Source organism: Delftia sp. ASV31 (assembly GCF_016428765.1).
GTDB lineage: Bacteria > Pseudomonadota > Gammaproteobacteria > Burkholderiales > Burkholderiaceae_C > Comamonas > Comamonas acidovorans.
The window spans coordinates 1-22,605 of the sequence record NZ_JAELTK010000080.1 but is presented as its reverse complement, the minus strand read 5'-3'; the positions used below and the strand labels follow the sequence as shown (position 1 = coordinate 22,605).

General features: G+C 66.9%; 22 protein-coding genes and 1 riboswitch. Of the genes, 10 read left to right on the top strand and 12 right to left on the bottom strand.

Going from position 1 to position 22,605, the window contains the following annotated elements; translation table 11 throughout:
- The first annotated feature begins 7 nt into the window (after positions 1-7).
- From urtE to JHD82_RS23155, 3 genes are read left to right on the top strand one after another with little or no spacing between them, the layout of a single operon-like run.
- Positions 8-697, top strand: a complete 690-nt coding sequence (gene urtE / locus JHD82_RS23165; protein ID WP_016450221.1) for an urea ABC transporter ATP-binding subunit UrtE — start codon at positions 8-10, stop codon at positions 695-697.
- A gap of 36 nt (positions 698-733) precedes the next feature.
- Positions 734-1,963: a formamidase gene (fmdA, locus tag JHD82_RS23160; RefSeq protein ID WP_012202164.1), complete on the top strand. Its 1,230-nt coding sequence runs from the start codon at positions 734-736 to the stop codon at positions 1,961-1,963.
- Between the two features lie 53 nt (positions 1,964-2,016).
- Entirely contained in the window at positions 2,017-2,376 is a 360-nt protein-coding gene (locus JHD82_RS23155; protein WP_012202165.1) for a zinc ribbon domain-containing protein, read from the top strand.
- Between the two features lie 72 nt (positions 2,377-2,448).
- Here JHD82_RS23155 and JHD82_RS23150 read toward each other — a convergent pair whose 3' ends face one another.
- From JHD82_RS23150 to JHD82_RS23130, 5 genes are read right to left on the bottom strand one after another with little or no spacing between them, the layout of a single operon-like run.
- Positions 2,449-3,195: an amino acid ABC transporter ATP-binding protein gene (locus tag JHD82_RS23150; RefSeq protein WP_016448706.1), complete on the bottom strand. Its 747-nt coding sequence runs from the start codon at positions 3,193-3,195 to the stop codon at positions 2,449-2,451.
- Positions 3,182-3,835 carry an amino acid ABC transporter permease gene (locus tag JHD82_RS23145; RefSeq protein ID WP_012202167.1) on the bottom strand — a complete coding sequence of 218 codons (654 nt, stop codon included), beginning with the start codon at positions 3,833-3,835 and terminating at the stop codon, positions 3,182-3,184. The genes JHD82_RS23150 and JHD82_RS23145 overlap by 14 nt, the downstream gene beginning before the upstream one ends.
- Positions 3,832-4,560: an amino acid ABC transporter permease gene (locus tag JHD82_RS23140; protein ID WP_199139007.1), complete on the bottom strand. Its 729-nt coding sequence runs from the start codon at positions 4,558-4,560 to the stop codon at positions 3,832-3,834. Before JHD82_RS23140 ends, JHD82_RS23145 begins: the two co-directional genes overlap by 4 nt.
- Positions 4,561-4,591: 31 nt before the next feature.
- Entirely contained in the window at positions 4,592-5,398 is an 807-nt protein-coding gene (locus JHD82_RS23135; RefSeq protein WP_071953866.1) for a transporter substrate-binding domain-containing protein, read from the bottom strand.
- Complete coding sequence (locus JHD82_RS23130) at positions 5,395-6,201, bottom strand: FadR/GntR family transcriptional regulator (protein ID WP_199139005.1); 807 nt, start codon at positions 6,199-6,201, stop codon at positions 5,395-5,397. The genes JHD82_RS23135 and JHD82_RS23130 overlap by 4 nt, the downstream gene beginning before the upstream one ends.
- 277 nt (positions 6,202-6,478) lie before the next feature.
- A riboswitch (S-adenosyl-L-homocysteine riboswitch) is annotated at positions 6,479-6,605 on the top strand.
- A 54-nt stretch (positions 6,606-6,659) separates the two neighbouring features.
- Here JHD82_RS23130 and metH point away from each other — a divergent pair.
- Complete coding sequence (gene metH, locus JHD82_RS23125) at positions 6,660-9,389, top strand: methionine synthase (protein WP_199139003.1); 2,730 nt, start codon at positions 6,660-6,662, stop codon at positions 9,387-9,389.
- 183 nt (positions 9,390-9,572) lie between these two features.
- Here metH and JHD82_RS23120 read toward each other — a convergent pair whose 3' ends face one another.
- From JHD82_RS23120 to JHD82_RS23100, 5 genes are all read right to left on the bottom strand, one after another.
- Positions 9,573-9,944, bottom strand: a complete 372-nt coding sequence (locus tag JHD82_RS23120) for a DUF2195 family protein (RefSeq protein WP_199139015.1) — start codon at positions 9,942-9,944, stop codon at positions 9,573-9,575.
- A 98-nt stretch (positions 9,945-10,042) separates the two neighbouring features.
- A complete protein-coding gene (locus tag JHD82_RS23115) occupies positions 10,043-11,386 on the bottom strand; it encodes a glycerophosphodiester phosphodiesterase family protein (protein ID WP_199139013.1) in 1,344 nt (447 codons plus the stop codon).
- A gap of 171 nt (positions 11,387-11,557) precedes the next feature.
- Positions 11,558-12,244, bottom strand: a complete 687-nt coding sequence (locus JHD82_RS23110; protein ID WP_043823241.1) for a GntR family transcriptional regulator — start codon at positions 12,242-12,244, stop codon at positions 11,558-11,560.
- Positions 12,241-13,587 (bottom strand): C4-dicarboxylate transporter DctA, encoded by a 1,347-nt coding sequence (locus tag JHD82_RS23105; RefSeq protein ID WP_199139011.1) that lies wholly within the window; start codon positions 13,585-13,587, stop codon positions 12,241-12,243. The genes JHD82_RS23110 and JHD82_RS23105 overlap by 4 nt, the downstream gene beginning before the upstream one ends.
- Positions 13,588-13,896: 309 nt before the next feature.
- Positions 13,897-15,210 carry an MFS transporter gene (locus tag JHD82_RS23100; RefSeq protein WP_016448697.1) on the bottom strand — a complete coding sequence of 438 codons (1,314 nt, stop codon included), beginning with the start codon at positions 15,208-15,210 and terminating at the stop codon, positions 13,897-13,899.
- A gap of 164 nt (positions 15,211-15,374) precedes the next feature.
- Here JHD82_RS23100 and argE point away from each other — a divergent pair, with 164 nt between their 5' ends.
- From argE to JHD82_RS23085, 3 genes are all read left to right on the top strand, one after another.
- Complete coding sequence (gene argE, locus JHD82_RS23095) at positions 15,375-16,538, top strand: acetylornithine deacetylase (RefSeq protein ID WP_043780289.1); 1,164 nt, start codon at positions 15,375-15,377, stop codon at positions 16,536-16,538.
- Positions 16,539-16,675: 137 nt separating this feature from the next.
- A complete protein-coding gene (locus JHD82_RS23090; protein WP_016448692.1) occupies positions 16,676-17,032 on the top strand; it encodes a zinc ribbon domain-containing protein YjdM in 357 nt (118 codons plus the stop codon).
- Positions 17,033-17,034: 2 nt separating this feature from the next.
- Positions 17,035-18,066, top strand: a complete 1,032-nt coding sequence (locus JHD82_RS23085; protein ID WP_199138995.1) for a hypothetical protein — start codon at positions 17,035-17,037, stop codon at positions 18,064-18,066.
- Here the strand turns inward: JHD82_RS23085 and JHD82_RS23080 are convergent.
- The gene (locus tag JHD82_RS23080; RefSeq protein WP_198819746.1) at positions 18,063-18,698 is read right to left on the bottom strand and encodes a pseudouridine synthase; all 636 of its coding nucleotides are present in this window, start codon (positions 18,696-18,698) and stop codon (positions 18,063-18,065) included. The two genes, JHD82_RS23085 and JHD82_RS23080, sit on opposite strands and share 4 nt — an antisense overlap.
- Before the next feature lie 4 nt (positions 18,699-18,702).
- Entirely contained in the window at positions 18,703-19,611 is a 909-nt protein-coding gene (locus tag JHD82_RS23075) for a LysR family transcriptional regulator (protein ID WP_012202182.1), read from the bottom strand.
- Positions 19,612-19,687: 76 nt separating this feature from the next.
- On the opposite strand from JHD82_RS23075, the gene JHD82_RS23070 reads away from it, so the two are divergent.
- From JHD82_RS23070 to JHD82_RS23060, 3 genes are all read left to right on the top strand, one after another.
- Positions 19,688-20,161 carry a CidA/LrgA family protein gene (locus JHD82_RS23070; RefSeq protein WP_199138993.1) on the top strand — a complete coding sequence of 158 codons (474 nt, stop codon included), beginning with the start codon at positions 19,688-19,690 and terminating at the stop codon, positions 20,159-20,161.
- 5 nt (positions 20,162-20,166) lie between these two features.
- Complete coding sequence (locus JHD82_RS23065) at positions 20,167-20,859, top strand: LrgB family protein (RefSeq protein WP_013800125.1); 693 nt, start codon at positions 20,167-20,169, stop codon at positions 20,857-20,859.
- Between the two features lie 885 nt (positions 20,860-21,744).
- The gene (locus tag JHD82_RS23060; RefSeq protein WP_199138991.1) at positions 21,745-22,059 is read left to right on the top strand and encodes a hypothetical protein; all 315 of its coding nucleotides are present in this window, start codon (positions 21,745-21,747) and stop codon (positions 22,057-22,059) included.
- Positions 22,060-22,605: the final 546 nt, after the last annotated feature.

Below are 22,605 nucleotides of genomic sequence, written 5' to 3'. Positions count from 1 at the left end.
AATTCACATGCTGCAAGTCAAGGATCTGTACGTGGCCTATGGCCAGAGCGAGGCGCTGCACGGCATCAGCTTCGAGGGCCGCGAGAACGAAACCGTGGCCATCATGGGCCGCAACGGCATGGGCAAGACCACGCTGTTCAAAAGCCTGATGGGCGTCATGCCCGCCAAGAGCGGCCAGATCACCGTGGCCGGCCAGGACGTCACGAAGGACGAGAGCTTCCGGCGCGTGGCCAAGGGCATTGCCTACGTGCCCCAGGGCCGCATGATCTTCCCCACGCTGACCGTGGAGGAGAACATACAGACGGGCCTGGAGAACGCGAAGTCGCGCCAGGTGCCCGACGACATCTACGCCCTGTTCCCCGTGCTCTGGGACATGCGCCGGCGCAAGGGCGGCAACCTCTCGGGCGGGCAGCAGCAGCAACTGGCCATTGCGCGCGCCCTGGTCACCGACCCCAAGGTGCTGTTGCTGGACGAGCCCACCGAGGGCATACAGCCTTCCATCATCAAGGACATCGCCAAGGCGCTCAACGAGATCCGCAAGCTGCGCCGCATCACCATCGTGGTCAGCGAGCAGGTGCTTTCCTTCGCCATGGATGTGGCCGACCGGCTGTTCGTCATCGAGGGCGGGCGCCTGGTCCATGAGACGGCCAGAGCAGATACCGACGAGCAGCGCATCAAGTCCTACCTCTCCGTCTGATCCGTTTTTTCCCACTGCCATCGCAAGGAGCACACCATGGCCGAAACCCTGATCAAGGTCGATCTCAACCAGTCCCCCTACGACAACCCGCAGGTGCACAACCGCTGGCATCCCGACATCCCCATGGCGGTCTGGGTGGAGCCGGGCGCGGAGTTCAAGCTGGAGACCTATGACTGGACCGGCGGCGCCATCAAGAACGACGACAGCGCCGAAGACGTGCGCGACGTGGACCTGTCCACCGTCCACTTCCTGTCCGGCCCCGTGGGCGTCAAGGGCGCCGAGCCCGGCGACCTGCTGGTGGTGGACCTGCTGGACATCGGCGCACGCGACGACAGCCTCTGGGGCTTCAACGGCTTTTTCTCCAAGCAAAATGGCGGAGGCTTCCTGGACGAGCATTTCCCGCTGGCCCAGAAGTCCATCTGGGACTTCCACGGCATGTTCACCAAGAGCCGCCACATCCCCGGCGTCAACTTCGCAGGCCTCATCCACCCGGGCCTGATCGGCTGCCTGCCCGACCCCAAGATGCTGGCCAGCTGGAACGAGCGCGAGACCGGCCTCATCGCCACCGACCCCGACCGCATTCCCGGCCTGGCCAACCCGCCCAACGCCACCACCGCCCACATGGGCCAGATGCAGGGCGAGGCGCGCGACAAGGCCGCCGCCGAAGGCGCGCGCACCGTGCCGCCGCGCGAGCATGGCGGCAACTGCGACATCAAGGACCTCTCGCGCGGCTCGCGCGTGTTCTTCCCCGTCTACGTGGACGGCGCGGGCCTGAGCGTGGGCGACCTGCACTTCAGCCAGGGCGATGGCGAGATCACCTTCTGCGGCGCCATCGAGATGGCCGGCTGGGTGCACATGAAGGTCTCGCTGATCAAGGGCGGCATGGCCAAGTACGGCATCAAGAACCCCATCTTCAAGCCCAGCCCCATGACGCCCAACTACAAGGACTACCTGATCTTCGAAGGCATCTCGGTGGACGAAAAGGGCAAGCAGCACTACCTGGACGTGACCGTGGCCTACCGCCAGGCCTGCCTGAACGCCATCGAGTACCTGAAGAAATTCGGCTACAGCGGCGCCCAGGCCTACTCGCTGCTGGGCACGGCGCCCGTGCAGGGCCACATCAGCGGCGTGGTGGACGTGCCCAATGCCTGCGCCACGCTGTGGCTGCCCACGGAGATCTTCGACTTCGACATCAATCCCACGGCCGAGGGACCACAGAAGATCATCACGGGCGGGGTGGACCTGCCCATCGCCCAGGACAAGTAAGCCCGGCATACGACACCCGCCATCCACCATCCACCATCCGCCAGAGGCCGCCCATGCCCACCTATGACTACCACTGCACCGCATGCGGCGGCTTCGACGCGCTGCGCAGCCTCTCGCAGCGCAACGAGCCCGCGCCCTGCCCCAGCTGCGAGGCGGCCTCGCCCCGCGTCTTCGTCAGCGCCCCGCGCCTGGCCTGCACCAGCCCCGAGCAGCGCCGCGCCCACGACACCAACGAGCGCGCCCGGCACGAGCCCAGGCGCTCACGCGATGTGGCCGAGGGCAGCTATGCGCGCATGCGCCACCCTTCGGGCTGCGGCTGCTGCAGCGGCGCCAGCAAGCGCGGCTCCACGGTCACGGCGCCCAACGGCGCCAAGACCTTCCCGACCAAGCGGCCCTGGATGATCAGCCACTGACCGCGGCCCCTGCGCCGCACCCATGAAAAAAAGGCCCGCGACGCGGGCCTTTGTCCTGCCTGGCCGTACCGCTCAGTGCACGGCGCCGATGAAGCCGGCCAGCTCCGGCGTCTGCGGGCTGGCGAACAGCTGCTTGGCCGGGCCGCTTTCGTGGATCAGGCCCTGGTGCATGAACACCAGCTGGTCGCCCACGTCGCGGGCAAAGCGCATCTCGTGCGTGACCATGATCAGCGTCATGCCCTCGGCGGCGAGCTGCTTGACCACGGCCAGCACCTCGTTGACCAGCTCCGGGTCCAGGGCCGAGGTGATCTCGTCGCACAGCAGCACCTTGGGCTGCATGGCCAGCGCGCGAGCAATCGCCACGCGCTGCTGCTGGCCGCCGCTGAGCTGGTCGGGGTAGCTGTCGTACTTGTCGCCCAGTCCCACCTTGGCCAGCATCTGGCGCGCCAGCGCCGCCGCCTCGGGCTTTTTCACGCCCTTGACCACGGTGGGCGACAGGGCCACGTTCTCGCCCGCCGTCAGGTGGGGGAACAGGTTGAACTGCTGGAACACCATGCCCACGTTCAGGCGCAGCGCGCGCAACTGGGCGGGCGAGGGCGCGCTGCCCTCCGAGCCCTTGAGCACGGCGTCGTCCACCACGATCTGGCCGGACTGGATGGCCTCCAGCCCGTTGATGGAGCGCAGCAGCGTGCTCTTGCCCGAGCCGCTGCGGCCGATGATGGCGACCACCTGGCCGCTGTCCACGCTCAGGTCCACGCCCTTGAGCACATGGTTGTTGCCGTAATGCTTGTGAACGGCGCGCACATCAACGAGCGGCATAGAGTTTCTTCTCCAGATGGGATGCGTAGAGGGACAGGGGCCAGCACAGCAGGAAGTAGCCTGCGGCGACCAGGCCGTAGATGAGAAAGGGCTGGAAGGTGGCGTTGGCCAGCATGGAGCCGAGCTTGGTCAGCTCGCTGAAGCCGATGATCGAGGCCACGGCCGTGCCCTTGATGATCTGCACCGAGAAGCCGACCGTGGGCGCTATCGACAGGCGCAGCGCCTGCGGCAGCACCACATGGCGCATCTGCTGCAGGTAGCCCATGGCCAGGCTGGACGAGGCTTCCCACTGGCCGCTGGGGATGGACTCCACGCAGCCGCGCCAGACCTCGGCCAGGTAGGCGCTGGTGTACAGCGTCAGGCCGATGGCGGCCGCCGTCCAGGGCGAGATGTCCAGGCCGGCCATGGACGAGCCGAAGAACACGATGAACATCTGCATCAGCAGCGGCGTGTTCTGGAAGGCCTGGATATAGGCCTTGGCCAGGCGGCGCAGGTTCTGGCTGCGGCCCACGCGGGCGAACAGCACCAGCAATCCGGTGGCGCCGCCCAGCACGAAGGCCAGCAGCGACAGCGCCAGCGTGGCCAGCAGGCCCTCGGCCAGCTTGGCCAGGATGGGCAGCAGGGGAATATCGGCAATCATGCGGCGTCTCCGGCAGTGGTCGCAGGTGCAGCGGGTGCAGCGGGCCGGGCTGCACGCGGCGTGCGGCGGCCCACCACGAAGCGCTGGCCTATCCAGGCCAGCAGCTGGCGCAGTGCCAGGGCCAGCACGAAGTACGCCGCCGTCACCACCAGGTAGGTCTCGAACGCGCGGAAGTTGCGCGACTGGATGAAGTTGGCCGCAAACGTCAGGTCCTGGGCGGCGATCTGCGAGACCACCGAGGTGCCCAGCATCACGATCACGATCTGGCTGCTCAGCGAGGGCCAGACCCGCTGCAGCGCAGGGCGCAGCACCACATGGCGGAAGACCGCCCAGCGGCTCATGCCCAGCGCGCCAGCGGCTTCCAGCTGGCCGCGCGGCGTCTCCTGGATGCCGGCGCGCACGATCTCGGTGATGTAGGCGCCCAGGTTGATCACCGTGGTCAGCAGGCAGGCCTGCCATTCGTTGATCTGCACGCCCAGCGAAGGCAGGCCGAAGAACACGAACATCAGCTGCACCAGGAAGGGCGTGTTGCGTATGCCCTCCACGTACACCTTGAACAGCCAGTGCAGCGGCGCAATGCGCCAGGCGCGGCTGACGCCGCCGGCCACGCCGATGGCGCCGCCCAGCACGGCGCCCGCCGCCGTCAGCGCCAGCGTGAAGCCTGCGCCCTGTGCCAGCAGGCCGCTGTAGTCGAACACGGCGCCGAAGTCGAATTGATAGGCCATGGAAGGATTTCCGGGAGCAGGGGCGCAGCGGTTACAGGGTGGCGGGCAGCGGCATCTTCATCCAGCGCTGGGACAGGCCGGTCAGGCGGCCATCGGCCTTGAGCTTGGTGATGATGGCGTCCACCTTCTGCAGCAGCGCCGGCTCGCCCTTGGCCACGCCGATGTAGCAGGGCGTGTCCTCGACCGCGAACTTCGCGTCCAGCTGGCGCAGCCTGGTGCGCTCGTTCACGGCGTTGGCCACGATGTTGCCCAGCGTCACCAGCTGCACCTGGCCCGTCAGATAGCTTTGCGCGGTGGCGTTGTTGTCCTCGTAGCGCTTGATGGTGGCCGAGGCCGGCGCCACCTGCGTGAGGGCCAGGTCCTCGGTGGAGCCGCGCGTCACGCCCACGGTCTTGCCGGCCAGGTCGGCAGGGGCCTTGATGCTCACGTCCTTGGGGCCGTAGACGCTCTTGGGGAAGGGCGCATAGGCCTGGGTGAAGTCGATCACCTTGGCGCGCTCGGCGTTCTTGCCCAGGCTGGAGATGACGATGTCGGCCTTGCCCGTGGTCAGGAAGGGGATGCGGTTGGTGCTGGTCACGGGCACCAGCTCCACCTTCACGCCCAGCTCCTGGGCCACCAGGGCGGCCATGTCGATGTCATAGCCCTGCAGCTTCAGGTCGGTGCCCAGCGAGCCGAAGGGCGGGAAGTCCTGCGGAATCGCCACGCGCAGCACGCCGGCCTTCTGGATGTTGGCCAGCATGTCGGCATGGGCTGCGCCGCCCAGGCCGGCAGCGGCCAGGGTGGCGGCCGCCAGGGCGGTGCGGATGAATGCGCGGCGGGGTGTCAGGGGGGAAGTCATGCAAAAGCTCCTTCGGAAGGTGGAGTGAGGCGAAAGGAAAGCGGGTCAGGGTCGGGCGCAGATGTATCGGGCGCCGTTGCGTCGGGCGCCGTCGCGTCGGGCGCCGCCGCGTTGTCCGGCGTGTCGAGATCGATGCCGCTGCGCCTGGCGGCCGACAGCAGGTGGGCGCGCATGGCGCCCGCGGCACCCGGCGCATCGCCCGCGCAGACGGCCTGCACGATGGCGTCGTGCTCGCGCACGGGCTGGTCGTCGGCGCCGCTCCAGGCAAAGGGCAGGCGCAGGCTGTGGCTGATGGCCAGCTCCAGCTGACGCGCCATGGCCACCAGGCCCGGGTTGCCCGACAGCTGGGCCAGCAGCAGGTGGAACTGCAGATCGGCGTCGGCGGCGGCCAGCAGGTCGCTGCGGGCGAGGGCGTGGGCCAGCTGGGACTGGGTCCATTGCAGCTGGCGCAGGCCGCTGTCGTCGGCGCGCACGGCCGCCAGCGCGGCCCAGCCCGGCTCCAGCACCAGGCGCAGCTCGATCAGCTGGCGCGGCGAAAGCGTGCCCAGCGCCGGGGTGGCGTAGGCGCGGTGCATGCGTGCACGGCCGCTGTGCGGGCCGTTGATGCGCACGCCCTTGCCCGGCTGGATCTCGACCAGGCCCAGGGCCTCCAGCATGGACAGCGCCTCGCGCAGCGAAGCGCGGCTGATGCCCAGCTGCCGGGCCAGCTCGCGCTGCGGCGGCAGCTGGCTGCCGCCGGGATAGTGGCCGCTCAGGATGTGCTGCTGCAGCGTCTGGGCCATCGAGATCGGAATGCTTTGCATGGGCTGGCGCGGGTGGATGGTTTTGGCCTGACTGGTCAGACCACGTACCCAGCAGATAGCGAATTGCGTGCCAGATGCAAAAAAAGGAGCGTTGTCCTCAGGCGTTGCAAAGAATCCGGGGCGATGGGGCATCCACAATCTGCCCCGAAGGCGGCGCCAGGGGCCCGCGCTGCCGCGCTTTGGTGCAGTGCCGCATGGCTTTGTGCAGGCCTGCCCCGAATGCGGGCGTAAAACCCGCACTGCAGGCCGCCGCCAGCCGCCGTAGAATCCCGGGCTTTGGCCCGAGGAGCGTTGCAGCGCGGCACCCGCCCATCCGTACACCGGATCGCGTGCCGCGTCAGGCTTGGGCCAGGTGCAGGTTCCCGGCCGGACCGCGCCCACGGTGCCAACGACGCTCACCTGTTGCCATGCCGTTTTTGCAGGTGAGCTTGATGTCGTCCTCTTTCACTCCCCCTCCCATGCGTCTGTCGGGCCTGGAGCCTGTCTCCATCGGCGAGGGCACGCTGTTCGTCAACGTGGGCGAGCGCACCAACGTCACGGGCTCCAAGGCCTTTGCGCGCATGATCCTCAACGAGCAGTACGAGGAAGCGCTGTCCGTGGCACGCCAGCAGGTGGAAAACGGCGCCCAGGTGATCGACGTGAACATGGACGAGGCCATGCTCGACAGCAAGGCCGCCATGGTGCGCTTTCTGAACCTCATCGCCTCCGAGCCCGACATCGCCAAGGTGCCGGTCATGGTGGACAGCTCCAAGTGGGAGGTCATCGAGGCCGGACTGCGCTGCCTGCAGGGCAAGGGCATCGTCAACTCCATCTCCATGAAGGAAGGCCTGGATGAATTCAAGCGCCAGGCCCGGCTGATCAGGCGCTACGGCGCGGCCGCCGTGGTCATGGCCTTCGACGAGAAGGGCCAGGCCGACACCTACCAGCGCAAGATCGAGATCTGCGAGCGCGCCTACCGCATCCTGGTGGACGAGGTGGGCTTCCCGCCCGAGGACATCGTCTTCGACCCCAACATCTTCGCCGTGGCCACCGGCATCGAGGAACACGACAACTACGCCGTGGACTTCATCGAGGCCGTGCGCTGGATCAAGAAGAATCTGCCCGGCGCCAAGGTCTCGGGCGGCGTCTCCAACGTGAGCTTCAGCTTCCGCGGCAACGACCCCGTGCGCGAGGCCATCCACACCGTGTTCCTGTACCACGCCATCTCGGCGGGCATGGACATGGGCATCGTCAACGCCGGCATGGTCGGTGTCTATGACGACCTGGAGCCCCAGCTGCGCGAGCGCGTGGAAGACGTGGTGCTCAACCGCCGCCCTGACGCCGCCGAGCGCCTGCTGGAGATTGCCGACGCCGCCAAGGGCGCCGCCAAGGACGACAGCAAGAAGCTCGAATGGCGCGGCACGCCCGAGAACCCGAAGACCGTGGGCGAGCGCCTGTCGCACGCCCTGGTGCACGGCATCACCGACTTCATCGTCGCCGACACCGAAGAGGCCTACCAGCAGATCGTGGTGCAGGGCGGCGGCCGCCCGCTGCACGTGATCGAAGGCCCGCTCATGGACGGCATGAACATCGTGGGCGACCTGTTCGGCGCCGGCAAGATGTTCCTGCCCCAGGTGGTCAAGTCGGCGCGCGTGATGAAGCAGGCCGTGGCCCACCTCGTGCCCTACATCGAAGAGGAAAAGCGCCAGCAGGAAGCGGCGGGCCTGGACGTGTCCAGCAAGGGCAAGATCGTCATCGCCACCGTCAAGGGCGACGTGCACGACATCGGCAAGAACATCGTCACCGTGGTCCTGCAGTGCAACAACTTCGAGGTCATCAACATGGGCGTGATGGTGCCCTGCCATGAGATCCTGGCCCGGGCCAAGGCCGAGGGCGCGGACATCATCGGCCTGTCTGGCCTGATCACGCCCAGCCTCGAAGAGATGCAATACGTCGCCGGCGAGATGCACAAGGACGACTACTTCCGCATCAAGAAGATTCCGCTGCTGATCGGCGGCGCCACCTGCTCGCGCGTGCACACCGCCGTCAAGATCGCGCCCAAGTACGAAGGCCCCGTGGTCTACGTGCCCGATGCCTCGCGCAGCGTCAGCGTGGCCCAGAGCCTGCTGGGCGAGAACAAGGGCAACTACCTGGCCGAGATCCAGGCCGACTACGACAAGGTCCGCACCCAGCACGCCAACAAGAAGAAGACACCGCTGTGGCCTCTGGCAAAGGCCCGCGCCAACGCCACGCCCGTGGACTTTTCCCAGGCCCCCGTTGCGCCACGCGCCCTGGGCCGGCGCGTGTTCCGCAACTTCGACCTGGCCGAGATCGCCGAATACATCGACTGGGGCCCGTTCTTCCAGACCTGGGACCTGGCCGGCCCCTATCCGGCCATCCTCGACGACGAGATCGTCGGCGTCGAGGCGCGCAAGGTGTTGGCCGACGGCCAGGCCATGCTCAAGAAGATCATCGAAGGCCGATGGCTGCAGGCCAACGGCGCCATCGGCCTGTTCCCGGCCAACCGCGTGGGCGATGACATCGAGTTCTACGCCGACGAGTCCCGCAGCCAGGTGCTGATGACCTGGTACGGCATGCGCCAGCAGACCGAAAAGCAGATGGTGGAAGGCCCGGATGGCCAGCCCGTGATGCGCCCCAGCCGCTGCCTGTCCGACTTCGTGGCCACCAAGGAATCGGGCATCCAGGACTACGCGGGCCTGTTCGCCGTCACGGCCGGCATCGGCGCCGAGAAGAAGGACAAGGAGTTCCAGGACGCGCTGGACGACTACTCCGGCATCATGTTCAAGGCCCTTGCCGACCGCCTGGCCGAGGCCTTCGCCGAATGCCTGCACCAGCGCGTGCGCAAGGACCTGTGGGGCTATGCGCCCGACGAGGACCTCAGCAACGAAGCGCTGATCAAGGAACAGTACAAGGGCGTGCGCCCCGCGCCCGGCTACCCGGCCTGCCCCGACCACAGCGCCAAGACCGACCTGTTCGCCGTGCTCAAGGCCGACGAGATCGGCATGAGCCTGACCGAAAGCCTGGCCATGAACCCGGCCTCCAGCGTCAGCGGCTTCTACATCGGCCACCCCGACTCCGTCTACTTCAACGTCGGCGAGATCGGCGAGGACCAACTGGCCGACATGGCCGCGCGCCGGGGCATGGACATCGAGGAACTGCGCCGGTTGCTGGCGCCGAATCTCGCCTGATATTGGGTTGACCGCTGGCTTGGCTACGCCGGTCAGGCGTGCGATTTTTCGCTATTTTGGACAAAGGCATTCATCTTTGACTGGAATAGCGGACGGGCGCGCCAGCGGCGCAGGCAGTCGATCAGAAGATGTGATCCGGCGGAGCGTTCACGCGCGCGCCGATGCTGCCGGAGCCAGGATGCCTTACAAGGGCCCGGTGCACGCCAGTCGAACCCGCACCTCCTTGTTGGCGACCAGGGCCGGATCGGTCGCAAGCACGAGTTTTCTCTCCCCCCCGCTGCCCAGGTCGATCAGGCCTTCCTGCAGTACCTGCCGGACGCCCTCTCGGTTCACGCTGCTCGTGTAGGTCGCCAGAGCCGAAAGGCATCCGCACTCGCCAATCGATTTGCGCAGTTGAACACGGGTGTTCGTCCACACCACATTGGACTCTGTGGAAGTCTTCGTCGCCGTGATCGACACGCAGGCTGAAAGATCGTTCTGAAACGTTATCTGGTCGGCATGGGCGGCAAAGGCGGACCCAGCCAAAAGAGCGGCCGATATTGCGTATCTGTTCATGCCGTACAAGTGTGCCTCCGTTCGGTTGGATGTCCGATGCCGCGCCCAAAAAACAAGGCGCACGAGGCGCCTTGTCATGGGTCAGCGGGATGGGAGTTTCAGAGCCCGATTTCCTTGTTGTACGCCTTGCGCGCCGCCACGGCCGTGTCCGTGAAGTCGGTGAACACGCCGTCGATGCCCAGGCGGTAGTAGGTCAGGTATTCCTGCACGGGATCGCCCTTGTACAGGCCGGCCAGGCGGCCCGGCTCGTTGCGGAAGGTGAAGCTGTGCACGATCAGGCCGGCCTTGTGGGCGTCGCGGATCAGGCCCGTGTCCTTGACGGTGTTCACGTCCTTGAGGCCGGCGCCGTCCTTGTAGGGCACGACGGAGTGGGCCAGGACCTGGGGCTTCCAGGGGCCGATGCCGTCGGCATAGGTCTTGATGTCGGCCAGGCCTACGGGCGTGAGCATGGCGGCGAAGGTGCGGGCGTCGCCGGCCAGGGTCCAGCTGTAGGGGCGGCCGCTGATGAAGGTCCATTCATCGTTGGTGATGTAGACCATGGAGCCGTCGCGCAGGCTGAAGTCGTTGCCGTCGATCAGCTGCACGCCCTTGGCCTTCATGCCGGCCTGGCGCAGGTACTTGAGGCTGGCCGGGTCGAAGCTCTGGATGTAGATGGCCGAGTCCTTGGCGTTGAGCTTGTTCTGGTCCAGCAGCTTGATCACCGCGTCTTCAAACGGGCGCGAGCCGGGCGCGCCGCAGCCGTTGGCAATCGCCTGCTGGTTGTTCCAGTAGGGGTTCTTGGTCTCGGCGTAGACGGGGATGGTGCGGCCCAGGGCCTTGCCCTTGGCGGCGGCGATGTCCAGCACGTCCTGGGCGCTGATCAGGGGCAGCTTGCCGTTCCACTCGGTGGGGCGCTCGCTGCGGTTGTCCAGGATGGTGCCGGTCAGCCAGCTGCGCAGCTCCTGCAGCGTGAAGTCGCTGATGGACCAGTCGTTGCGATGGTCCTCGCCATCGACCACCAGGGCCTTGAGCACGGACTTGGGATCGTTGGCATCGAGCTGGTCGCTCAGGTATTGCGAGGGGCCGTTGGCAGGCACGGCGGGGTACTTCACGTTGACCAGCACGCCGGCCGTGGTGCGCTGGCGGCGTGCCACTTCGGCATTGGTCTTGGCCACGTCGGCCACGTTGGTGCTGTCGCTGAGCCAGGCGTTGTGGCGGGCGACCAGCTGGCAGTCCTTCGTCATGTGCATGTCGAGTTCGAGCATGTCCGCGCCTGCATCGGCGGCGGCCTCGTAGGCCATGCGCGTCTGCTCCGGGAACTTGCCCGAGAAGCCGCGGTGGGCGATCACCTGGGGCTGCTTTCCGTCGAGCGTGAGGTAGAACGAGCCGCCGTCACCGCCGCAGGCCGTGAGGACTGCAGCCGCGCACAGGGACGCGAGCAGGGGAGTGCGGGAAAAGGACATAGGACGTTGGGTCATATCCGAAGCAGTGGTGGGTTGATGAACGGCGCGCAATGCGCCAACTCAGCAGCGTATGCAGTCAGCCGTGTCGGCACCATGACAGTGCGTCCCGTATGACCTAGATTGGCGTTTTAGCGACGGTCGACGGAAATTTGCCGACCCTCCGACACAGGGTTATCCCCCGAACAGGGGCGCCAGCGTGGCGCGCAGGCGGTCGCTGGCGTCGGGCGCCTCGGGCGGGCGGATTTCCAGCGAGCGTTCCACCGTGCCGATGTGCTCCAGCAGCAGGGCCTTGGCGCCCTCGGTGTCGCCGCGCTCCAGCGCCTCGACGATGCGTTCGTGCTCGGCGCAGGACTGGCTGGCGCTGTGCGTGGACTGGAACAATGTGGCCGCCAGCGTGGTGCGCGCCGTGAGGTCGCGCAGGGTGAGCGCCAGCAGGCGGTGGCCCATCTGCTCGGCCAGGCAGACGTGGAAGTCGGCCAGCAGGAAGGCGCGCGTGGCGGCGTCGGCGCCGGCAATGGCTTCCTGCTCCTGGGCGATGTGGCGGCGCAGCTGGCCGATCACGCTTTGCATCGGGCGGCCGGCCTCGCCCAGGATGCCGGTCTCGATGATGCGGCGCGCCGCGAAGGCGTCCTGCGCCTCCTCGGCCGAGGGCTGGACCACGTACCAGCCGCGCCGGGGCTGCACCTGCACGAAGCCGCGCGCCTGCAGTTGCATCAGCGCCTCGCGCACCATGGTGCGGCTGACCGCGAAGTTGTCGGCCAGCTCCTGCTCCCCCAGCCGTTCGCCGGGCGCCAGTTTCTGGGCCAGGATGGCTTCGACGACGCGCTCGGCGATGTGCTGGGGGCTTACAGGTGTCATTGCGTTGCAGGGTGGGCAGGAGTCACGACGGTTGCGGGGACGGCGGCGGCGCCGGAGGGCTCGGCGTCGGGCCCCTGATTGTCGGCCAGGCCGTCGAGCACGGCATGGGCGCGCTCGCGGTCGATGTCACCTTCCCAGGCGGCGATGGCCACGGTGGCCACGCAGTTGCCGATCAGGTTGCCCAGCGCGCGGGCAATGCCCATGAACCAGTCCACCGACAGCACCAGCACCAGGCCGATGGCGGGGATGGCCGGAATCGCATGCAGCGTGGCCGCCAGCACCACGATGGCCGAGCCCGGCACGCCGTGGGCGCCCTTGGAGGTCACCAGCGCAATCGCCAGGATGGTCAGCAGGTCGGCCATGCCGATGGGCGTGTTCGTGGCCTGGGCGATGAACACGGCCGCCAGCGTGATGTAGATGGAGAAGGCGTCCAGGTTGAACGAGTAGCCCGTGGGAATCACCAGGCCCACGGTGGAGTCGCGCACGCCCATGTTGCGCAGCTTGGCCATGATCTGGGGCAGCACGCTGTCCGAGGAGGTGGTGGCGAAGACCACCATCAGCTCCTCGCGCAGGTAGCGCAGCAGCTTGATCAGGCTGAAGCCCGAAAAGCGCATCACCAGCCCCAGCACCACGAAGACGAAGAAGATCACCGCCACGTAGAACAGCAGCACCAGCATGCCCAGCTGCTTGAGCGAGCCGATGCCGTACTGGCCCACGGTGAACGAGATCGCACCCAGCACGCCCAGCGGCGCCAGCTTGATGAGGATGCCCATGATCTTGAACAGCACGTTCGACAGCGTGTCGATCAGCGCATGCACGGGCGCGCCACGCTCGCCCAGCATGGTCAGCGCGCAGCCGAACAGCACGGCGAACAGCAGCACCTGCAGCACGTCGCCCGTGGCAAAGGCCTGCACCACGGTGGTGGGGATGAGCTTCATCAGGAAGTCCACCGTGCCGCCGCTGGTCAGCTTGTCGGCGTTGCTGGCATAGGCGCTCATGGCCGATGCGTCGAGCTTGCTCGGGTCCACGTTCATGCCCGCGCCGGGCTGGAACACGAAGGCCAGCACCAGGCCCAGCACCAGGGCGATGGTGGTCAGCACCTCGAAGTAGATCAGCGACTTGACGCCGACCCGGCCCACGCGCTTGAGGTCGCCTGCGCCCGCGATGCCGTGCACCACCACGCAGAACACCAGCACGGGAATGATCATCTTGATGAGCTTGATGAAGCCATCGCCCAGGGGCTTGAGCTTCACGGCCCATTCAGGGGCCAATATTCCGGCGAGCACACCCAGGATGAGTGCGATCACCACCTGTCCGAACAGTGATCTGGCAAAGCGGCGCATAGTCGTCTTTCGCAAGTTGTGGAATCTTGTATGCAAGTGGATTTACAACTTGCATGCAAGAATGTAGACAAGCGAAACGCGTGCCAGCAGAGGGTATTCCCTGCAGATTTGCGGCACTCCAGAGAGCATCAGCCTTGACTTTTTCTGCATGAAATCCGCCGATGCGGGCGGGCCTCCCCGCCGTGGTGCAGGGCGGGTGGCCGTCATGCCCGCGCATGGTGCGCAGGCGGGTGCGCGGGCGGGGCGCAGGCCCCGTGGCGGGGCATGCGGTGCATGCGCGGGCGCGGTGCCTTGCGCACCGCACCGGGATCAGCGCAGGTTGCGCTCCATCGCGCGGTCCTTGATGAAGAAGGCCGCCAGCAGGCCCAGCGTCACGCCGAACATCACATAAAAGGCCGGCGCCATGGGCGAGCCCGTGGAGCGGATCAGCCAGGTCACGATGAACTGCGCGAAGCCGCCGAAGATCATCACCGCCACGTTGTAGGCCATGGACATGCCGGCCGAACGCACCTGGGGCGGGAACAGCTCGGCCATCACCGTGCTGAACACGCCGAAGAACACGGCCACGAACACGCAGACCACCAGCTGGGTGATCAGCAGCTTCTGCACCGTGGGGCCGTCCGTCAGCCAGGCATACAGCGGGTAGAGCACCACCAGGTAGCCGATCAGCGAGCCGATGGTCAGCATGCGGCGGCCCACGCGGTCCGACAGGGCGCCGAAGAACGGCATGATCACCACCATCAGCGCGGCCCCGGCCATCTGCACCATGAAGGCATCGCGCATGGGCAGCTTCAGCGTCACCGTGGCATAGGTCACCAGATAGGTGAAGGTGATGTAGATGGACACCGTGGCCGTGACCACCAGGCCCATGCCCACCAGCGTCTCGCGCGCATGCGTGCGCAGCATCTCCATGATGCCGATCTGGCGCGCCTTGCCGCTGGCCTGCGCGGCCTGCATTTCCTTGAAGACCTCGGGCTCCTCCACATGGCGGCGGATGTACAGCGCCACGGGAACGATCAGCAGGCCCACGGCGAAGGGCACGCGCCAGGCCCAGGCCATCAGTTCCTCCTCGGTGAAGATCTCGGTGATCAGCGTGCCCGTGGCCGCGCCGATCAGCAGGGCCAGCATCTGGCCGGCCATCTGCCAGGAGCCATAGAAGCCGCGCTTGCCGGGCGGCGCCAGCTCGATCAGCAGTGCCGTGGACGTGCCGAACTCGCCGCCGGCCGCAAAGCCCTGCAGCAGCCGTGCCAGCACGATGAACAGCGGCGCCAGGATGCCCACCGCCGCATACGTGGGCGCCAGCGTGATCAGCGCGATCGCCACGGCCATCAGGCCCGTCACCATCACCATGGCCGCCTTGCGGCCCTTGCGGTCCCCGTACAGGCCCAGCAGGATGCCGCCCACGGGCCGCATGAAGAAGCCCACGCCGAACACGGCCGTGGTCATCAGGATGCGGTTGATGTTGTCGTCCGGATTGTCGGGATTGCTGGGAAAGAACAGCTTGGCGACGATGGGTGTCATGAAGGCGAACACCAGGAAGTCATACCACTCCAGCGCGTTGCCGATGACGGCAGCCACGATGTTGCGGGTCGAGACGGTTTGCTTGGTCAAAGCAGGGTCCATTTCCGAAAAGGGATTGAAAAGACGGCAGTCACGCCCGGGGCATGGGTCGGCGTGCCTGCCCGGGCCGCAACCCGGGCGTACACTGCTTCGCCATATGCAATGCCTATGCCATGGCCTGCGTCGTCCATGAAGGGCGGCGCAGGCCATGGCGCAGATGGAACCACATGACTACCTGGAAAAACACCCGCGACTGGCTGGAAACACTGGTCGCATTCGACACCACCAGCCGCAACTCCAACCTGGCGCTGATCGAGTGTGTACGCGATGAGTTGGCCACGCTGGGCGTGAGTGCCCGATTGTTCCACTCTCCGGACGGCGCCAAGGCCAATCTCTTCGCCACTTTGCCGGCCCACAACGGCGAAACGCAGGGTGGCATCGTGCTGTCCGGCCATACCGACGTGGTCCCGGTCGATGGCCAGCAGTGGAGCACCAACCCCTTTGCGCTCACCGAAAAGGGCGGGCGCCTGTATGGGCGCGGCAGCTGCGACATGAAGGGCTTCATCGCCGCCTCGCTGGCGCTGGTGCCCGAATTCCTGGCCACGCAGCGCGCCAGGCCCGTGCACCTGGCCTTCTCGTACGACGAGGAAATCGGCTGCGCGGGCGCGCCCGTGATGATCAACCAGCTCAAGGCCGAGGGCGCGCGCTTCGACGGCTGCGTGGTCGGCGAGCCCACCAGCATGCAGGTGGTGGTGGCGCACAAGGGCATCAACCTCTACCGCTGCCGCGTGCACGGCAAGGCCGCGCACTCGTCGCTCACGCCGCGCGGCAGCAATGCCATCGAGTACGCGGCGCGGCTGATCTGCCGCATCCGGGACATCGCCGACCACTTCAAGGCGCACGGCCCCTACGACGAATTCTTCGACGTGCCCTTCACCACCATGACCACCAACCAGATCCAGGGCGGCATCGCGGTCAACACCATCCCCGAGCTGTGCGAATTCGCCTATGAATTCCGCAACCTGCCCGGCATGTCGGTGGATGGCATCCAGGCCCAGGTCGAGTCCTATGTGCGCGACGAACTGCTGCCACGCATGCGCGCCGAGTTCGCCGACGCGCGCATCGAGATCGAGACCGGCGCCAGCGCGCCCGCGCTGGAAGCCTCGGAAGAAGCCGCCATCACCCAGCTGGTGCGCGCGCTGACCGCCGACCAGGAAAAGCGCAAGGTGGCCTACGGCACCGAGGCCGGCCTGTTCCACAACGCCGGCATTCCCACCGTGGTCTGCGGCCCCGGCTCCATCGAGCAGGCGCACAAGCCCGACGAGTTCGTCGAGCTGGCCCAGCTCGACGCCTGCGAGCGCTTCCTGCGCAAGATGGGCACGTCGCTCTGAACCAGGGCGGGGCGCGCAGCGCTCGGCGCAGCAACCCGCTCGGGTTTGCCAAGGCCAGCGCGCGGGGGCAGGGGCGACAATCGCCAGGTACGGCGCGCCCGCCGCGCCTCTTTGTCTTCACCGAATCTGTCCATCCCATGCCCCAGACCACTCCCGCCTGCCCCCAGTGCGGCCTTGAAAACACCTATCCCGACGCCGCCAGCTACATCTGCCCCGACTGCGCCTTCGAATGGCCCATGCAGGCCGAAGAAGAGTCCGGCGAAGCCGCCGCTGGCGACGGCATCGTGCGCGACGCCAACGGCAATGCGCTGGCCGACGGCGATGCCGTGATCCTGGTCAAGGACCTCAAGGTCAAGGGCTCGTCCACCGTGCTCAAGAAGGGCAGCAAGATCAAGGGCATCCGCCTGGTCGATGGCGCCGACGGCCACAACGTGGACTGCAAGACCGAACTGGGCTCCATGCTGCTCAAGTCGGAGTTCCTCAAGAAGGCCTGAGCATGCTGGCGCTGTCGCTTGCGGTATCGGCGGTCCTCGGGCTGCTGGCGCTGTGGGTGTTTGCGCCCTTGTTCATTGCGCTGACCGCTGGCGCGGTGGTGGCCCTGCTGCTGCTGACACTGGCCGGCCGTACGGGTCTCTCGGGTCTCATGGGCCGCACCGCGCGCACCCTGCCCGTGGCGGGCTGGTGGGCCGTTGCGCTGTGCGCCGGCGCGGCCTGCGTGGCCATGCTGGTGCTGCTGCCCGACCGGCTCGATGGCGCGCCCTTCCTTGCCTTCGGCATGGGCCTGCTGGCAGCCACCTGCGCCGGGGCGCTGGTCTGGTTGACGGGCTGGCTGATCGCCGGGCGGCAGCCTGTGCAGGTGTCCTGGTGGACCGGCTCGGCCCTGGCCGGCCTGGGCGCCTTCCTCGCCCTGCTGCTGGGCGGCCCCGACACGGCGGGCTGGATGGCCTGGCGCGACCAGCTGCGCGGCTACGAGGCCGTGCCGCTGCGCATCACGCTGGCCGAAGCGCCCACGGCGCAGCGCGAGCAGGCCCTGGCCGAACTGCTGCAGCCCTTGCTGGAGCAGGGCAGCCGTGACGTCCGCCATCGCCAGTCCACGCGCTTCGGCAACTCGGTCGAGCATGCCGTGGTGCCCGCCCGCTGGCGCATCGAGGGCAGGCTGCTGGAGATCATGCTGGCCGAGAAACCGCCCGCGCCCCTGCTCAGTGCCCATGTCGCTTTGCTGGAGCAGTTCGCCGCCAGCGGCCCCGCCCAGGCAGGCCAGGCACCGTCTTGGCTGATGCTGGCCAGCGCCCAATGCCTGCCGCCGCCGCGCCTGCGCGAACTGTCGCGTCTGCTGGGCCAGGGCAGCGAGCTGCTGGCCCGCGCGCGGCGCTGCACGCAGCAGCGCTCGGCGCAATTGCAGCGCCTGTGGCCGCTGCTGGCCGGCAGTGTGGAGCGCGTGGAGGTGGGCGAGGCGCGGCGCTTTCATCCGTGGCTCGGCCTGCAGCGCTGGCAGGCTGTGGCACTTCCCGACAATCCGGAGCCCTAGGCGGGCTCCACGTCCTTCCACTGGCCGGGCTCCAGGCCGTCCAGCGTGTAGGGCCCGATGGCCGCGCGCACCAGCCGCAGCGTGGGGTGGCCAATGGCCGCCGTCATGCGGCGAACCTGGCGGTTGCGGCCTTCGCGGATGACCAGTTCGATCCAGCAATCGGGAATGTTCTGGCGCACGCGGATGGGCGGGTCGCGCTGCCACAGCACGGGCGGCGGCTCCAGCCGGCGCGCCTGCGCGGGCAGCGTCATGCCGTCGTTGAGCTGCACGCCCTGGCGCAGGGCCTGCAGCGCGGCCTCGTCGGGCAGTCCCTCGACCTGTACCCAGTAGGTTTTCTCCATCTTGAAGCGCGGATCGGCGATGCGCGCCTGCAGCGGGCCGTCATTGGTCAGCAGCAGCAGTCCTTCGCTGTCGGCGTCGAGCCGGCCTGCCGCATGCACGCCCGGCACGTCGATGTATTCCTTGAGGCCACGCCAGCGGCCCTCGGGGGTGAACTGGCTGAGTACGCCGTAGGGCTTGTTGAAGCACAGCAGGCGTGAGGGGCCGGTGTCGGGCCGGTCGGCGAAGGCGGTCTGCGGGCGCCGGGATGGGCCCGCAAAGGAGCGCGAGGGAGGGCGTTTTCTGGGTTGCATGGACTCAGCGATTGTCGTCGGGATAGACCGCGCGCACGCACTCCAGCCAGGCCCTCGCCGCGCGCGACAGATAGCCGCTGCGCCACAGCTGCACCACGTCCCAGTGCAGTTCAGGCCCCACCAGCGGGCGGCTGGACACGCGCCGGGGGTCGAACCGCGCGATCACATGCTCGAACATCACGGCCACGCCCACGCCTTCTGCCACCAGGTCGCCGATGAAGTCCCAGTAGCGCGTCTGCAGCCGCACCTGTGGGCTGAAGCCTGCCGCCGCGCAATGCTCCAGCACGGCCTGGTGCAGGGCGAAGTCCGAGGTGTAGAACACAAAGGGCCGCCGGGCCAGCTCGCTCCAGTGCACGGGTGCGTCCGGGTCGGGCACCTCGTGCGCGGCAAAGGCCACGCGTGTCTTCTGGTGGGCGATGGTGCAGTACTCCAGGCCCTCTCCGGCCAGGTCGCCACCCGCCTCGCCCGCGCCGTGCAGGCCCAGCGCCATGTCCAGCTTGCCGTCCAGCAGCAGCTGGCGCTGGGCGCGTGCGCCCTGCTCCTGCACATGCAGTTCCACGCCCGGATGCAGTTGCTGAAAGCGCGCGATCACGGGCGCCATGTAGTGCCCGGCCGTGGGCATGATGCCCACGCTCAGGCTGCCGCGCGCAATGCCGTCCACCTCGGCCACCTCCTGCAGCAGCTGGCGTGACTGCTCCAGCACCTGCAGGCCGCGCGCATGGACCACCTGGCCTGCGTCGGTCAGTTGCACACCGCGCCCCTCGCGCAGCAGCAGCGGGCCGCCCAGCTCCTCCTCCAGCGCCCGCACCATCTTGCTGATGGTGGGCTGGGTCACATGCAGCGCCTCGGCCGCACGCGTGAAGCTGTTGCAGCGCACCACCTCGACAAAGTAGCGCAGCGCGCGCAGGTCCATGAGGATTTCTTTTGTGCATGGGAAAAATGGAGATTATTCATTTTACGAATCTAAGTGCAAACCCTAGGATTGCCCCATGTCAAAGATTTCCGCCACGCCCGTCCTGCGGCCGCAGGTGTTTCAGGGCCTGCTGCACCGCTGCTGGCCGCTGCTGCGCGGCGTGCTGCAGGTGGGGCTGCTCAGTGCGCTGTGGGTGGCCATGGAGGCCGTGCGCGCGCATTTCGGCTGGGGCATGCCGGCCGGGCTGATCGGCTTCGCGCTGCTGGCCACGGGCCTGTTCAGCGGGCTGGTCAAGGCCCGCTGGCTGCAGGGCGGCACCAACTGGCTGCTGGCCGAGATGCTGCTGTTCTTCGTGCCCGCCATGCTGGTCGTCACCGAATACACCGAGCTGATCCAGCACCAGGGCCTGCGCATCCTGGGCGTCATCGTGGCCAGCACGGCCTGCGTGATGGCCGCCACGGCGCTGGCCGTGGACCGCGTCTACCGGCTGGAGCTGTGGCTGGCCCGGCGCCGCTCCACGCGCGCCGGGCTGCACAGGAAGCAGGAGTGAACGCCATGTCCGACCAGGCCATAGGCCTGCTGTCGCTGCTGGCCACGCTGGCCTGCTATGCGGCCAACAAGCGCGTGTACCGCCGCCATCCGCATCCGCTGCTCATGCCCATCGTTGCCACGCCCATGGTGCTGATCGCGCTGGCGCTGCTGACCCATGTGCGCTACCCGCAGTACATCGCCCAGACGCACTGGCTGGTCTGGCTGCTGGGCCCCACCACGGTGGCCTTTGCGCTGCCCCTGCACGAAAACCGCCACTTGCTGCGCAAGCACTGGATGTCGATCGCCACCGGCGTGCTCGTGGCCAGTGGCGTGTCCATTGCCACCACCATCTGGTTCGCACAGGCCTTCGGACTGCCCGTGGACCTGCAAAAGGGCCTGGCCGTGCGCTCGGTGACCACCCCCTTCGCCATCGAGGCCGAGCGCGTGCTGGGCGGGCCCACCGACCTGGCCGCGCTGTTCGTGCTGCTCACGGGCGTCAGCGGCATGCTCATGGGCGAGACCATCCTGCGGCTGCTGCCGCACGTGCGCAGCAAGCTGGCTGCGGGCGCCATTCTGGGTGGTGCCGCGCATGGCAGCGGGGTGGCGAAGGCGCGGCAGTTTGGGGATGTGCAGGCGGTGGTTGCTTCGTTGGTGATGATGATTGCGGGGGCGTTGAATGTGGTGGTGGCGCCTTGGGTGAGGGTGCTGTTTTTCTGAAGTGATTTTCTGAAGTGATGCGGGAGCTGCCATCCTTAGCGGGGGTTTGATGGCTGGGGCTTTTGGGGGCCTGGCTGTCTTTGGGTTTGGGGCGGGATGGGGCTGCCCGTGAGGGCGTCCGCATGCCTTGCACATGGTCTTGACTCCCGCCCACCTTGTTTGCTTTTGGCTTAGGTGCATTTTTTGCCCCTGCCGGGTGGTTGTTTTTCGAGGCCGGGTCTCGGCCCGGCGGCCGACTCACTTTCTTGTCTCGCTACAAGAAAGTGAGCAAAGAAAAGCGCCCGAATGTCCGCGACCCCTTCGCTTCGCTGCGGGGCAACCTGCGCCGTGGCGGTTGCGGGGTTCGCCGTGAAACTCACTTCGCTCTGCGAGCTACGTTCAAACAATCACGGCGAGTCAGATGACGAAGCAGTCCTGTCCTGCGGCAGGACTGCAACCCCGCAACCGCCACGGCGCAGGCGCGGACATACGGGGAGTGGGTGCGGGCCTTCGCTGCGCTCGGCCTGGAGTGCTGGGGCGCTTGCCATCTTGAAAGCCTCTATCATCGCGGCAGCCCCCTGTTCCGGGGCCGGTGCGTAAGAACATCCAAAACGAAGCGGTGCGGCCTCGCCGTCAAGGAGGCCTTGTCACGTCTGATTTCCGGAGCGTGGGCGCAAGCCTGCGTTCCTGCGGTTACGGACGGGATGGGGCTACCCGCAAGGGCGTCCGCACGGCTTCGTTCGTGTTCTTAACATCCCGTCCACCTGTCTGTGCGTAAGAACACGGGCCGGTGGTTTTTGTTCTCACGAAGGAGTACGAAACCATGCACGGCATTTCTTCTTTTGCATTCCCCTCTGCCACCCATGCGCCTCACTCTGGCGCATCTGCCGTGGGAAGGGTTGCGCCATGAGTACCGCTTCCACAACCCTGACCCAGCCCAGCCCGCAGCAGTTGAGCCATGCCGTGACCGAGATCGGCCGGCTGACGCTGCAGGGCAGCAGCGAGGTGTATTCCCTGGGCCAACTGGCGCTGGCCTGGCTGGAGCCGCCCGAGGGCTACCGCAATCTGGAGGTGGTGGCCAATGCGCTGCAGGCCATTTGCGGGGCTGCGCAGCGGATGGAGGAACTGGTGGAGGACGAGGTCAACCACGTGCATTGCCTGCAGGAAGACCCGGCGTATCTGCGGCGGATGGCGGCCGCTGCGGCGGCGTTCCAGCGCTGATTCAGGCTTTCTTGTGACAGGCCTGCCGGGGCATTGCGCCCCGGGTTTCGGTAAATCACTTTTAGGCTTTGTGAATCTAGATGTATGTAGTCTGCATGGGTGTGTGCACAGACCGTGGTTCACTGAGACTTTTGATGACCCAGAGAATTCCTGTCATGGGATATTGTTCCGTAAACCAGCGGCAGTCCCCCTATTCACCACCAGCCTGTCCATCCTTGTTTAGGAATGTTTGGTAGATCAGATATGGAATCAACGAAACTACCAGCCACCACCAGCTAGATTGTATGTAGGCCAGAATCCAGCAAGTCCAGGCGAATATTACGGCACACCAACCAAAAATGATCGAAAAGCGAGGAGTTTTCATTAGGGTGTCTTCACGCCACTGAAACCCTCTTGGACATAAGTCATATGGAAAATAATGCAGGCCATGAGATTCAGTCGCTGATCTTCTTGAACCGGCCGGATTTATCCCTGTCTCTTATACACATCTAAAAGGGGGGGGGGGGGGGGGGGGGGGGGGGGGGGGGGGGGGGGGGGGGGGGGGGG